A 13,128-nucleotide genomic window follows, 5' to 3' on the forward strand; every position below is an offset into this window, starting at 1 on the left:
GGTCCGCTGGCCGTCGCCCCCCTTCCCGTGCCGCGCCCGCCCGAGCTGCGCCCGACGCCGGCCGTGCTGGCGACCCGCGCGCCGCGCCGCCCGGTCCGGGCCATGGCCTCGACCGAGAGCGTGTTCAAGGCCGCCCTGCCGGAGGAGCCGTCGCTGTTCGACCGGATCTTCGGGGGAGGGGGCTCGGCCCCGACTCAGACCCTCGCCTATGCCGCCCCCGGCGGGCTCGAGGCGAGCACGCCGCGGCCCCGCCTGAGCGCCAGCCCGGGCATCGCCGTGTACGACATCAGCGCCCGCGTCGTGACGCTGCCGAGCGGCGAGTCGCTGGAGGCGCATTCCGGCCTCGGGCCGCACATGGACGACCCCCGCAACGTCCACCTGAAGATGCGCGGCGCCACGCCGCCGGGCACCTACGACCTCACCGAGCGCGAGGCGCTCTTCCACGGCGTGCGGGCGATCCGGCTCAACCCGGTCGGCGGCAGCGGCGCGATCCACGGCCGCGTCGGGCTCCTCGCCCACACCTACATGCTGGGCCCGAGCGGCGCCTCGAACGGCTGCGTCTCGTTCCGCAACTACGACCGATTCCTGCAGGCCTTCCTGCGCGGCGAGGTCCGTCGCCTCGTCGTGGTGCCGGGGGCCGGCGCGAGCGATCTGCCGCGGATCGGGCGCGGCGGCCCGTCGGACCGGGCGACGCGAGGCTGAGAGCCTTGAGAGAGCGTGTCTGACAATCCATCCCGATCGCGACCTCATCCCGAGGTGCCGGCCGATCGAAGATCGGATGGCCTCAAAGGAGGGATCCAGGAACCACCGCGGTCACCGGAGCCCTCCTCCGAGGTCGGTCGATCGCCGATCGACCGACACCTCGGGATGAGGTCGAGAACAGGATGGCGGTGGCGCGCGCACTATCGTCGCTTGCCGGGCAGATCCGTATCCGGAGACCCTCGGGAGCCCTGCTCCCGAGGGTCTTGTTATTCTGTCCAGCTTACTCGCCGTCGATCCTGGCACCGATGATCGCGATGGCGCGCTGGTAGACCGAGGCGGCGTTCCAGCCCTGGATCGCCGCGAAGTTCGGCTCGCCGGGCTGGTAGCCGGCCCCGGCGCGCCAGCCATGGGCCTTGAGGAAGTTCGCGGTCGAGTTCAGCGCCACCGAGGCGTTGTCGAGGCTGCCGCCGGTGCCGTAGTTCAGCACGTTCTTCGGCAGGAACTGGGTGTGGCCGACCTCGCCGTGGGCCGCGCCGCGGGTGCCGGGGGTCAGCACGCCGCGATCGACCAGGGTCAGGGCGGCGTAGAGCTGGTCGGTGAAGAAGGCCGAGCGGCGGCAATCGTAGGCCAGCGTCGCTACCGCCGAGAGGGTGTTGACGTTGCCCTTCACGGCGCCGAAGCCGGTCTCCATGCCCCAGATCGCCAGGAGCGGGCCCGGCGGCACGCCGTAGCGCTGCTCGATCGAATCGAACAGGGCTCCTTGCGAGCGCTTCATCGCCCGGCCGCGGGAGACGATCGCGGCGGCGCCGCGCTTGGCCATGAACTGGTCGAGGGAGAGCTTGAAGCTCTTCTGGCCGCGATCCGCCGAGATGGTGGCGGAGGAGTACGATGTCCCCATCAGCGCCGAGATCGCGGCGGGGCTCGCCCGCCCGCGAGCCTCGTCGGCGAATTCGCGCTTCCAGGCCTCGAACCCGGCCGAGGTGTTGCCGCATTGCGCGGCTTGCGCCCCGCCGGCCAGCACCGCGAGGCTCGCGGCGACCAGGGCCCTCCCGTAACCGTTACCGATCATCTCGACTTCTCCATCGGAGCCGCGTCGCCGGCCTCGGGACGTCGGGCCGCCCGCGGCTCCCATTCCGGCTTGTTCCGCCTGCCCGTCGGGCGACGCTACGACCCCGCCCTCTGCGAAAGCTTTACGGCGGAACTGCAACACGCCCGCAGGTCCCGGCCCTCGTCTCGACGACGCGGTCGGAACCATCGGGCGGAATGTAGGGCGAGGCGGAGCGGGACAGGAGAAAAGTCCGGCGGCGTGGCGCCCGGGCCACGCCGCTCCGGGGCGAATCAGCGGGACAGGCGGAAGATCGCCCGCGCCTCGGCGGGAGTCGCCGGGGCACAGTCGAGATGGGCGAGCAGGCTCACCGCCTTCTCGACCAGGGCCGCGTTGCTCGGGGCGAGGGTTCCGCGGGCCAGATACAGGTTGTCCTCGAGCCCGACCCGGACGTGGCCGCCCGCGGTGGCGGCGAGCGCCACCATCGGGAATTCGGCCCGCGAGATGCCGAAGGCCGACCACAGCGCGTCCTTGGGCAGGCGGTCGCGCATCTGCAGCAGCGTCTCGGGCGTCGCCGGGGCGCCCCACGGGATGCCGAGGCAGATCTGGAACAGGGGCGGCGAATCGAGGTGCCCCTCCGCCAGGAGGTGGCGGGCAAGCTCGATCTGGCCGAGGTCGAACACCTCGATCTCGGGCTTCGCTCCGGCGTCTCGGATCATCGCCGCCATCGCCCGCAGGTGCGCGGGCGTGTTCATGAAGGCGTGCTCGCCGAAATTCATCGTCGCCACGTCGAGGGTGCAGATCTCGGGGCGCAATGCCGTGACGTGGCGGGTGCGCGCCTCGGGCGAGGCGAGCGTCGTGCCGGGCCCCGCCACCGCCGGGTCGGGATCGCCCGCGACGTAGCGCCCGCCGGCCCCGGTCGTCAGGTTGAGGACGACGTCGGCGTTCTTCTCGCGGATCCGCTCCACAACCTCGCGGTAGAGGGCGAGCTCCATGCTGGGCTTGCCGGTGGCGGGATCGCGGACGTGGATATGGACGATCGCGGCGCCGGCCGCGGCGGCCTCCAGGGCGGATTGCGCGATGGCCTGTGGGCTCACCGGCACCGCCGGATTCTTCGAGGCGGTGTCGAACGACCCGGTGAGGGCGCAGGTGATGACGGTCTTGCGCGACGACATGGCGATCCCCCTCAGAGCATGCCGCCGTCGACCACCAGGGTCTCGCCGGTGATGTAGGCGGCACCGGCGGCGAGGAACAGCATCGCCTCGGCGATGTCCTCGGGCTTGGCGAGCCGGGCGAGAAGGGTGCGCGACAGGGTGTCGGCCTTGCGTTCCTCGGGCCAGCCCTGCGTCCAGGGCGTCTCGACGAGGCCCGGCGCCACGGCGTTGACCCGGACCTCCGGGGCGAGCGCCCGGGCGAGGCTGCGGGTGAGGTTCACGAGCCCGGCCTTGCTCGCCGAGTAGGCGATGCTGGAGCCGCGCCGGCCGAGGCCGGCCACCGAGGCGGTGTTGACGATGGCGCCCTTGGCCTGGCGCAGGGCCGGCGCCGCCGCGTGGGCGCAGCGGTAGGGGCCGATCAGGTTCGTCGCCAGGATGGTCTGCCAGAAGTCCTCGGTCATCGCGTCGAGGTCGGTGAACGCGATCGGCGTCGCGGAGGCCGGGGTACCGGCATTGTTGATGAGAATGTCGAGGCCGCCGAGCGCGTCGATCCCGCGCGCCACCATGGCCTCCGCCTCGCCCGGCACCGAGACGGTGCCGGGGATCGCCCGGACCTTCAGCCCCTCGGCGGCGAGCCGCGCCGCGGCGTCCGGCCCGCGTGCATCCTCGGCGAGGTGGTTGAGCATCACCTCGGCGCCGCAGCGCGCGAAGAGCGTGACGGCGGCGAGCCCGATCCCCGAGGCGCCGCCGGTGACGAGCACGCGGCGCCCGTGCAGATCCGCACTGATCATGTCGTTTCCACCCTGCGAAATCTTGTTTCGCGGGAGAGTGGCGGGCGGGGAGGGGCTTGTCCAGGGCCGCCGGACGCATCGGGGGTGCGCCGCCCGGGCGTCTCGACGGCGCGGGGCGACGTGGCATGATCGGGGGTCGGGGCGGTGCTCCCACCGGCACGGCGTCTACGGGGTCGTTCCGGATGCGGCGCGGCCCCGGGACGAAACGCAGCGGCGCCCGGTCGCGAGGGGATTCTCTATCCTACCCTCGACCTCTCCTGAGGTGCGGGCGATCATAGATCGCGGGCGATCGGAGATCGCCGAGCCTCGAAGAAGGGATCCAGTGATCTCGGAGACTTCTGGAGCCCTACTTCGAGGTTAGTCTACCAAAGATCGACTAACACCTTAGGACGAGGTTGCTCGTGGGATAGAGCATGTCGATCGGTAAAGCAGTCCCTCAGTACTCCCAGAAGATCCGCTGCAGCTCCTTGGTGTCGCTGGTCTTGGTCATGGCGACGGCGGCGAGGATCTTGGCCTTCTGCGGGTTCAGGTCGTGGGCCACGACCCAGTCGTACTTGTCGTCGGGCTGCTCGGCGTTGCGCAGGACGAAGCCGTCGCCGACGCGCGAGGAGCGGATGACGATCGTGCCCTTGGCGCGCAGGTCCTTGAGGGTGTCGACGGCGTAGCCCGCCACTGAGCCGTTGCCGGTGCCGGCGTTGATGATCGCCTTGGCGCCGCCCTGCACGGCGGCGGTGTAGGCGGCCGGGTTCATGTTGCCCGAGCCGTACACGATCGCGACCTCCGGCAGGGTGTCGATCGTGTCGATGTCGAACTCCGACGAGGTGCCGTGCCGCTTCACGGGCGCGCGGAACCAGTAGGTCTTGCCCTCGACCACCATGCCGAGCGGCCCCCACTGGCTGAAGAACGCGCTCGGCTTGATGTTGACGCGCTTCGTGACGTCGCGGCCGGCCTGGATCTCGTCGTTCATCGTCACCAGCACGCCCTTGCCCCGGGAGGCCGGGTTGGCGGCGGTGGCGACGGCGTCGGTGAGGTTGAGGGCGCCGTCGGCCGAGAGCGCGGTCGAGGGCCGCATCGAGCCGACGACGACGATCGGCTTGTCGCTCTTCACCACGAGGTCGAGGAAGTAGGCGGTCTCCTCCAGGGTGTCGGTACCGTGGGTGATGACCACGCCGTCGACGTCGTTCTGCTTCAGGAGCTGGGAGACGCGCTTGGCGAGCTGCACCAGCTGGGCGTTGGTGAAGCTCTCGGAGGCGATCTGGAAGACCTGCTCGCCGCGGACGTTCGCCAGTTCGCCCAGCGACGGGATCGCGGCGATCAGCTTGTCCACCGGCACCTTGGCGGCCTGGTAGGTCGCGCTGTTGGTTGCGTCGGCCCCCGCACCCGCGATGGTGCCGCCGGTGGCGAGGATCACCACGTTGGCCTTGGTGGCGGCAGCCGGCGGCGCCGTGGTCTGGTTCGTCGGTCCCTGCGGCATCTCGCGGGCGATCGCGGGACCGGCGAGGGAGACGGTCGCGAGCAGGAGCGCCGCGAGGGCGGGACGGAAACGGGTCATGGTCGAGTCCTGAACGAGTGGGGAATCGGACGGGCGGAGCCGGTACCAGCCTTGGGCGCTTCCCGCCAGCGGCCGCGCTTGGTCCCCGGGCGCCCGGCTCGCGGGGACGCACGGCGAACCGGCAACTTTTCCTTCGTTCGGACGTTGTTCAGATACGCGACGCAGAGCGTCCCGCGCCAGCGGATACTGGCTCCTTCGACAGTCGAGGAAACATCATGTCCGCCTCCCAGGACGGTCTCAAGCCTCGTTTCGCTCAACATATCGATATTCACTGCCCGGACGACCGCGCCTACTGGGCCGGTCAATTCGGCGTCAGCGGCGACGAGCTGCGTGACGCCGTGAAAATGGTCGGCTCGCGGGTCACGACCGTGGCGGCACATCTCGGACGACAGGCGGCCTGATCCGGCGGATCACCGATCGTCGCGCCGCGGTCCGGCAGATGGGCCGCGGCATTTTTATGGGTTGAAAACCGAGGAGTGACGTAATGTCGCTCCAATTTTCTCTAGTTGTTAGAACTATCATCGGCAAAAGCGCGGCGCAGGATCCGTCGTTTTTCAAGAAATCCTGCCGATTGGACGACATATTATCCTGTCGATCGAGGTGACCGCAGGTTGCGGTTCGGCGGATTTTCGGCCTGCAGACAATGGCGGCCGTTCCGAAAGCCTGATTCGCACGCCCGTCATGATTCCGGTTGCGACCTTCTCCGGTCGGCGTCGCGCGCCGCTCGCTGCTGCGCCGCGGCGACGCCGTCGTGGATCACGCGCGACACGAGGTGCCTTGCCCGGCGCGCTTCGGGCACCGCGGGCCGCAACCAGGGACCGGCGCCCGGGTCCCCGAGCGCCTCGCCGTTATCCCGCTCGATCCCGCGAGGGAGGGCCCGAGGAGGATGGCAGGCCGGAGCGACCGGCCCCACCCCGGCAGCGTCACTGCAAGGCCGCCTCGACCCCCGCGGCGATCTCGAGAAGCCGCCGGTCGTGGCCGTGGCGGGCGAGCAGCATCAGGCCGACGGGCTTCGTCTGGCTCGGAAGCGGCAGCGAGATGCCGGTGAGGTCGAACAGGTTCCCCACCATGGTGTTGCGCAGCATCAGCAGGTTGAGGCGCGAGAATTCGGCGTCGTCCTCGGCCACCGCGGCGATCGGCGGCGCGGTGATGGCGGTCGCCGGCAGGGCCAGCACGTCGAGGGGCGCGAGGCGCTCGTCGCCTGCCTCGATCAGCCCGGCGCGGACCCGCATCATCCGGATATAGGCCGCCGCCGTCACGGTGCGGCCGCGGGTGATGCGCGCATGCACCCGCGGGTCGAAGGCGGCGGCCTCGGCGTCGAGCCAGTCGGCGTGGATCTCGGCGGCCTCGACCGCGGCGATCGGGCCCGCCGCCGTCGCCTCGGCCATGCGGGCGAGAAGGTCGTCGAAGGCGGTGTCGTGCACCCGGGCGCCGGCCGCGCTCAGGCGCGACAGCGCGGCCTCGAAGGCCTGCGCCACCGCCGGCTCGGTCTCGGTGAACAGGAGGCCGCGGGGCACGCCGATCCGCAGGTCGCGCAACGGGAGCGCCGTGAGCGGGCGATACTCCTCGCCAGCCAGCACCGCGTCGGTGGCGACGCAAGCCTCGACCGAGCGGGCGAGCGGGCCGATCGAATCGAGCGAGGGCGAGAGCGGAAACGCGCCGGCGAGCGGCACCCGCCGGGCGGTGGGCTTGAAGCCGACGACGCCGTTGAGCGCGGCCGGGATGCGGATCGATCCGCCGGTATCGGTGCCGATCGCGATGTCGGAGGTGCCGAGCGCCGCCGAGACGCCCGCCCCCGACGAGGAGCCGCCCGGCACCAGGCTCGGATCGGCGGCATTGCCGGGGTTGCCCCAGTGCGGGTTGAGGCCGAGGCCCGAGAAGGCGAACTCGGACATGTTGGTCTTTCCGACGATCACCGCGCCGGCGCGGCGCAGGCGGGCGACGGTCGGCGCGTCCTCGAGCGCGGCCTCGGCCCGGCGACGGAGCGACGAGCCGGCGGTGGTCGCCTCGCCCTGCACGTCGAACAGGTCCTTGATCGACACGATGGCGCCGTCGAGGGCGCCGAGCGACAGGCCGGCCGCGCGGCGCGCGTCGGCGGCGTCGGCCGCCGCGCGGGCGGCCTCCGGGTAGAGCTTGGTGAAGACGTGGCGGCTCGCCGGCTCCTCGATCAGGGCGAGGCGGCGTTCGAGGTCGTCGCGGATCGTGCGCATCGGTCGGTCTCTCGGATGGGAGCAGGGCGAGTGCGGGCGGCGAGCAGGATCCCGCCATTCCACAGGATCGTGATCAGGAGGGCGAGCGGCAGGGCGAGGACGGGCCCGAGCCGTTCGACCGTGAGGGCGAGGGTGGCGAGCGCCGCCACGAAGCCGAGCATGCCCGGCAGGCTCAGCACCAGCATCCGTGCGGTCGCCGCCCCACCGAGGCGCGGATGCAGGATCACCGCCAGGCTGACCATCACCACCGGGGCGAGGGCGAGGAGGCCGGCGGCGCCCGGCCCGGCGAGCCGGCCGGCCAGCACCACGGCGGCAGCCAGCGTCATGACGATGCCGGCCCGGACCAGCACGTCGTTCCGCCGCCCGGGCCGTTTCGGCACCGGGGGGCCGGCGCGGACGCGGCGGCACAGCGCCATGCAGGCGACGATCACCAGGATGGTGGCGGCCCCGGCCCCGAGGGGGCCGCCGCCCAGGGCCCGCAGGGCCAGGGCGGCGGCGGTCCAGGTACCCAGGGCCGCCGCGAGGGAGGGCGCGACGCCGTGCCGGCGGGCCAGAGCCGCATAGGCGGCAATGAACAGCGCGGTGGCGGCGATGGCCGGCAGGCTCGCCACCGCGCTGTCGCGCAGGAAGGCGGCATCGTGGTCGAGGGCGAGGAACAGGTAGGCCGGCCCGGCCGAGAGCGGCAGCGTCGCGATCATCGCGCCGACCAGGGCCCCGGCCCGCTCGACCGCGAGCGAGGCCAGGACCACGATGACCGCGCTCGTCAGCATCTTGACGAGGAGCGCCGCCCAGAAGGCGCCGTCCCCGATCCCGGCGAGCGCGGTCGTCATCGCGGGCGTCAGGCCACGACCGGCAGCACGGCGATGTCGTAGGCGTGGGCGAGCGTGCGCTTCATCACCGGGTCCTCGAGCTCCATCTCGAACCGGGCGGCGGGGCGGATGCCGCCGATCGCCCCGAGCGTCCCGCCGAACATCACCGTGCCGGGAGGCAGATCCGGCCCGCCGGGGCGGCGCGCCATCAGGTCGCCCGGCGTGCGCAGCGCCGTCAAGCGCCCCTCCTGGTAGAGCAGCCTTGCGCCGTCGATGGTGGCGTAGGCCCGCAGGATCAGCTCGTCCCAGTGGTCCGCGACCTCGTCGAGGCGCCACAGGCCGGTACCGACCGGCTTGCCGCACATCTGCTTGGAGAGCGCGATGCCGACCGTCTCGGCCTTGCGGTCGGTGTGGTCGGAGCCGAGCCCGAGCCACAGCCCGTCGGCGAGCGAGACGATCACCGGCTCGGCCTCGCCCGAGGAATCCGGCCCCAGCACCTCGAGGCGGGGGCTCTGCGTCAGCGTCGCCGCGGCGGCCCGGTAATAGACCGGGACCGAGGAGGGCGGCGGCACGCCGATCGCCGCGAGCTCGTCGATGTGGTGGCGGATCGCCGCCTCGTCCCGGCCGGCCCAGCCGGCGATCACCAGCGCCTCGGGCGAGAGCGCGATCGTGTCCCGGCGGCCGGCGGCCTCGCGATGGAAGGTCAGCATCGTGTCATGTCTCCGGATCTCTCGAGGGATCGCGCGGCGGATCATTCGGCCGGGGCGAGGTCGGCCGCCCGGTCCTCGCGCCAGCGGGCGAAGCCCAGCACCAGGAGGCCGGCCAGCAACTCGAAGCCGGCCACGACGTAGAGCCCGTTGCTCGACGTGCCGGTGAGCGTGTTCGACAGGCCGACCACGTAGGGGGCGACGAAGCCCGCGAGGTTGCCGATCGAGTTGATCGCCGCGATGGCGCCGGCCGCCGCGGTGCCGGCGAGGAACGTCTGCGGCAGCGACCAGAAGACCGGGAAGGCGGCCAGGATGCCGATCGCCGCGACCGTGAGCGCGACGAGCGCCAGCACCGCGTGGCCGATGAGCGCCCCGGTGGCGGCGAGCCCCGCCGCCGCGATCAGGCTGGCGATCGCGCAGTGCAGCCGGCGCTCGCCGGTGCGGTCGGAATGCGCCCCGGTCCACACCATCGCGATCGTGCCGGCGATGAACGGCACGGCGGCGAGGAAGCCGATCGCGATCGAGCCCTGCACGCCGATCTCCTTGATGATCGAGGGCGTCCAGAACGCGATCGTGGCGTTGCCGCTGACGATGCAGAAGTAGATCAGCGCGCAGAGCCAGACCCGGCCGTCGCGCAAGGCCGCCTTGAAGCTCGCCTCCTTGCCGGCGGCGCGGCCTTCCGCCTCGACGACCGCCGTCATCGCGGCGGCCACCTTCGGGGTGAGCCAGCGGGCGTCCTTCGGCCGGTCGGGCAGGAAGGCCAGCACGGCGGCGCCCGCGATCAGGGACGGGATGCCCTCGAGGATGAACAGCCACTGCCAGTTGGCGAGCCCCGAGACGCCGCCCATCGTGCCCATGATCAGGCCCGCCAGCGGGCCGCCGATGACGCCGGCGATGGCGAACGAGGTCATGAACAGGCCGTTGATGCGCGAGCGCTTCGCGCTCGGGAACCAGTAGGTGAGGTAGAGCACCACGCCGGGGAAGAACCCGGCCTCGAACACGCCGAGCAGGAAGCGGATGGCGTAGAACGTCCATTCCGACTGCACGAAGGCGAGGCTCATCGAGGCGAGCCCCCACAGGATGGTGATGCGCGCCAGCGTCTTGCGGGCGCCGATGCGCTCGAGCAGCAGGTTGCTCGGCACCTCGAACAGGAAGTAGCCGATGAAGAAGATGCCGGCGCCGAAGCCGTAGACCGCCTCGCTGAACTTGAGATCCGACAGCATCTGCAGCTTGGCGAAGCCCACGTTCACCCGGTCGATCCAGGCCAGGATGAACAGGAACACCAGGAACGGGATCAGCCGGAGCGTCGCCCGGCGGTAGCCCTCGTCCAATTCCCCCTTGGTCGCGTCTTGCGCTCTCGCATCGTGCGCTCTCACGTCGTCCACCCTCGGCATCGCTCTTCTCCCGCGGTCCGCGAACCGGCCGCCCGGCGTGTGGTTCTGCAAGTACCATGCCTGTGATATTTCACAAGACGGCCCAAGTTGGGCCTGCCCCGTGGTAAAGCGGCGGCGATGGAGCGGAGCGGTGTCGGTGGCCAAAACGCGTGCAGGTTCGTGCCCAACCTTGTCGCAGAACGAGCGCGCCTACCGGCGGCTGAAGGACGACATCGTCTCGCTGCGGCTGAAGCCCGGCGATGCGCTCAACGAATCCGGCCTGTGCGCCGAACTGGGCCTCGGCCGCACGCCCGTGAACCAGGCCCTGCACCGGCTGATGCACGAGGGGCTGGTGCGCATCCTGCCCCGCAAGGGCATCCTGGTGCAGCCGCTCTCGATGGACGAGTTCGCCCACCTGATCGAGGTGCGCCGCCTGACCGAGCCGCCCTGCGCCGCGCTCGCCGCCGCACGGATCGGGCCGGAGGCGCTGGAGCGGCTCGACGCGATCCTGGCCGCGGCCCCGGACGACCTCGACGCGATCCTCGAATCGGACCGGCTGTTCCACGCCGTCATCGCCGAAGCTTCCGGCAACCGGGTGCTGGCAGAGGTGCTGGCCGGGCTGCACGGGCGCTCGGTCCGGTTCTGGGCCCTGTCGCTCGCCACCGGCCACCACCAGGCCGAGGTGGCCGAGGAGCACGCCGAGATCCTGGCGGCGTTGCGCGGGCGCGACCCGGACGGGGCGGCGGCGGCGATGACCGCGCACATCGATTCCTTCGCCCGCACGCTCGCCTCGCGGCTGGGGTGACGGGAGCCGTTCCCCGAGGCATAGATGCGCCGCCAAATCGGGGAGTCACGCGACCGATGACCGACATCCGCCCCCGCCGCAGCGCCCTTCTGGTGCCGGCCACCGCGACCGCCCTGGCCGCCGCGCGGTCCGAGCCCGTCGATGCCCTGATCCTCGACCTCGCCGATTCGCTCCCTCCCGCCGATCGGGAGGCGGGCCGGGCCCTGGTCGTCTCCGGCCTGTCCGAGGGCGGGTTCTCCGCCGCCGAGGTGGTGGTGCGGGTCAACGGCCTCGACACGCCCTGGGGGGAGGACGACCTCGCCGCGGTGGCGCAGGCCGGGCCCGACGCCGTCCTGGTGCCGCGGGTCGAGGAGCCCGAGGACCTCGCCGGCCTCGGCAGCCGCCTGCGCCGCCTGCACGCGCCGGAGCGGGTACGGATCTGGGCCTGCCTCGACACGCCCCTCGGCATCCTGTCGGCCGAGGCGGTCGCGAGCGCGGTGCGCGACGTCGACGCTCGCCTCGCCTGCCTGGTGGTCGATGCCGGTGCGCTCGCCCGCGAGGGCCGGCTGCCGCCCGGCGCGCCGGAGGCCGGGCCGCTGCTCGCCTGGCTCGCCACGGCGCTCGCCGCCGCCCGCGCCCACGACCTCGACGTGCTGCTCGATCCCGCCGACCGCCTCGACATCGGCCGCGCCCGCGGCCTCGGCTTCGACGGCGCGGTGGTGACCTCGGCCGCGGGCGCCCGCCGGGCCGAGGCGGCCTTCGCACCCGACCCGGATTCGGTCGCCGCCGCCCGCGTCCTGGTGGCCGCCTTCGACGCGCCCGAGGGGAGGGGCCAAGCCGGCCTCGCCCATCTCGGCCGCACCGTGCTGCGGCGGGAGGCCGACGAGGCCCGCCGCCTCGTCGCGCTCGCCGACGCGGTGGCGTCCCGTGCCGGCCACAAGGCATGAGCGAGCCCGCGCACGGCCTCGACGTCGCGATCCGGCTCCTCGATCCGCGTCTGGCGGGCTGGGGCTTCCCGCGCTGGGGCTCGGCGCTGGCGGCCGGGCTCGACCTCCATGCCTGCCTCGATGCGGAGACCCCGATCCTCCCGCAGGCCCCGGCGATCCTGATCCCGGCCGGCTTCGCCCTGGCGATCCGCGATCCCGGCTGGTGCGCGATGGTGTATCCGCGCTCCGGCCTCGGCCACCGGGACGGCTTGGTGCTCGGCAACACCGTCGGGGTGATCGACGCCGATTACGAGGGCCCGCTGATGATCTCGGCCTGGAACCGCAACCCGCCAGGGTCCGCGGCGATCCCGGTGCGGCCGGGCGAGCGCATCGCCCAGCTGGTCTTCACCCGGGTGGTGCGGCCGTCCCTGCAGGTGGTCGAGGCGTTTCCCGAGCTGGAGGCCGAGGCCGGTGCCCGCGGTGCCGGCGGCTTCGGCTCCACCGGCCGCGGCTGAGGGCGCGGGTGGACGCACTGGCCCCGCCCCGCCTCGCCCTGGCGCTCGCCGCCATGGTCGACATCGCGCTCCACGCCCGGCCCCAGCCGGTGAGCGCCAAGGCGCTGGCGGCGCGCCACGCCCTGCCTCCGCGCCACCTCGAGGCGGTGCTCCAGGCCCTGGTGCATCACGGCCTGCTCAAGGGCATGCGGGGGCCGCATGGCGGCTACGAGCTCGCCCGCGAGCGCCGCCGCATCAGCGCCGGCGACATCGCCCGGGCGGTGCTCGGCCCGGAGGCTCGGCCGGACGTGGAGGCGGACAAGGCGGTCTTCGGTCTCGTGGTGGCGCCCCTGGTGGCGGAGGCGGCCGGCGCGTACCTTGCCACGCTCGATGCGGTGACGGTGGAGGACCTGTGCGGCCGCGCCGAGGCCGTCCGGGTCGCGGGGCCCCGGGCGGGGCCGGACTTCACCATCTAGCCCGTCTTATTCACGAGGACGGTGGATCTGGGGTGGCGAGCGTAGCATAAAGCATTGTTGTAGCTTAGGGATTGGGTGCTGACGCCAAGCCTTCAGATCGCACCG

General features: G+C 72.4%; 14 protein-coding genes. 6 read left to right on the forward strand and 8 right to left on the reverse strand.

Features of this window, described 5'->3' with window-relative positions; genetic code table 11:
• Positions 1-702: DUF2778 domain-containing protein (locus HPY23_RS12060; protein WP_200649610.1), on the forward strand; the 702-nt coding region annotated here is incomplete at its 5' end.
• A 280-nt stretch (positions 703-982) separates the two neighbouring features.
• Here the strand turns inward: HPY23_RS12060 and HPY23_RS12065 are convergent.
• The 4 genes from HPY23_RS12065 to HPY23_RS12080 form a co-directional block, all read right to left on the reverse strand.
• Positions 983-1,771: a lytic murein transglycosylase gene (locus tag HPY23_RS12065; RefSeq protein ID WP_060846457.1), complete on the reverse strand. Its 789-nt coding sequence runs from the start codon at positions 1,769-1,771 to the stop codon at positions 983-985.
• A 269-nt stretch (positions 1,772-2,040) separates the two neighbouring features.
• Positions 2,041-2,922 (reverse strand): beta-keto acid cleavage family enzyme, encoded by an 882-nt coding sequence (locus HPY23_RS12070; RefSeq protein WP_091889480.1) that lies wholly within the window; start codon positions 2,920-2,922, stop codon positions 2,041-2,043.
• 11 nt (positions 2,923-2,933) lie between these two features.
• Positions 2,934-3,692, reverse strand: a complete 759-nt coding sequence (locus HPY23_RS12075; protein WP_091889482.1) for an SDR family NAD(P)-dependent oxidoreductase — start codon at positions 3,690-3,692, stop codon at positions 2,934-2,936.
• 436 nt (positions 3,693-4,128) lie between these two features.
• The gene (locus HPY23_RS12080; RefSeq protein ID WP_091889484.1) at positions 4,129-5,244 is read right to left on the reverse strand and encodes an asparaginase; all 1,116 of its coding nucleotides are present in this window, start codon (positions 5,242-5,244) and stop codon (positions 4,129-4,131) included.
• 215 nt (positions 5,245-5,459) lie between these two features.
• On the opposite strand from HPY23_RS12080, the gene HPY23_RS12085 reads away from it, so the two are divergent.
• The gene (locus HPY23_RS12085) at positions 5,460-5,645 is read left to right on the forward strand and encodes a DUF3606 domain-containing protein (protein WP_060846453.1); all 186 of its coding nucleotides are present in this window, start codon (positions 5,460-5,462) and stop codon (positions 5,643-5,645) included.
• A 522-nt stretch (positions 5,646-6,167) separates the two neighbouring features.
• Here HPY23_RS12085 and HPY23_RS12090 read toward each other — a convergent pair.
• From HPY23_RS12090 to HPY23_RS12105, 4 genes are read right to left on the reverse strand one after another with little or no spacing between them, the layout of a single operon-like run.
• Positions 6,168-7,454: an amidase gene (locus tag HPY23_RS12090; protein ID WP_091889486.1), complete on the reverse strand. Its 1,287-nt coding sequence runs from the start codon at positions 7,452-7,454 to the stop codon at positions 6,168-6,170.
• On the reverse strand, positions 7,412-8,284 hold the full coding sequence (locus HPY23_RS12095) for a hypothetical protein (protein ID WP_091889488.1): 873 nt from the start codon (positions 8,282-8,284) through the stop codon (positions 7,412-7,414). Before HPY23_RS12095 ends, HPY23_RS12090 begins: the two co-directional genes overlap by 43 nt.
• An 8-nt stretch (positions 8,285-8,292) precedes the next feature.
• Positions 8,293-8,973 (reverse strand): DUF2848 domain-containing protein, encoded by a 681-nt coding sequence (locus HPY23_RS12100; protein ID WP_060846450.1) that lies wholly within the window; start codon positions 8,971-8,973, stop codon positions 8,293-8,295.
• Between the two features lie 41 nt (positions 8,974-9,014).
• Positions 9,015-10,346 (reverse strand): MFS transporter, encoded by a 1,332-nt coding sequence (locus HPY23_RS12105; protein ID WP_334318798.1) that lies wholly within the window; start codon positions 10,344-10,346, stop codon positions 9,015-9,017.
• A 187-nt stretch (positions 10,347-10,533) separates the two neighbouring features.
• Between HPY23_RS12105 and HPY23_RS12110 the strand changes: the two genes are divergently transcribed.
• Genes HPY23_RS12110 through HPY23_RS12125 form a run of 4 tightly spaced genes read left to right on the forward strand, consistent with a single transcriptional unit; the run spans position 10,534 to position 13,023 of the window.
• A complete protein-coding gene (locus tag HPY23_RS12110) occupies positions 10,534-11,148 on the forward strand; it encodes a GntR family transcriptional regulator (protein WP_210344371.1) in 615 nt (204 codons plus the stop codon).
• A gap of 56 nt (positions 11,149-11,204) precedes the next feature.
• Entirely contained in the window at positions 11,205-12,074 is an 870-nt protein-coding gene (locus HPY23_RS12115) for an aldolase/citrate lyase family protein (RefSeq protein WP_091889492.1), read from the forward strand.
• Positions 12,071-12,568: a dUTP diphosphatase gene (gene dut, locus HPY23_RS12120; RefSeq protein WP_091889494.1), complete on the forward strand. Its 498-nt coding sequence runs from the start codon at positions 12,071-12,073 to the stop codon at positions 12,566-12,568. Before HPY23_RS12115 ends, dut begins: the two co-directional genes overlap by 4 nt.
• A gap of 8 nt (positions 12,569-12,576) precedes the next feature.
• Complete coding sequence (locus HPY23_RS12125) at positions 12,577-13,023, forward strand: RrF2 family transcriptional regulator (RefSeq protein WP_082742439.1); 447 nt, start codon at positions 12,577-12,579, stop codon at positions 13,021-13,023.
• Positions 13,024-13,128: the final 105 nt, after the last annotated feature.

This window comes from Methylobacterium ajmalii, from assembly GCF_016613415.1.
GTDB classification, from domain to species: domain Bacteria; phylum Pseudomonadota; class Alphaproteobacteria; order Rhizobiales; family Beijerinckiaceae; genus Methylobacterium; species Methylobacterium ajmalii.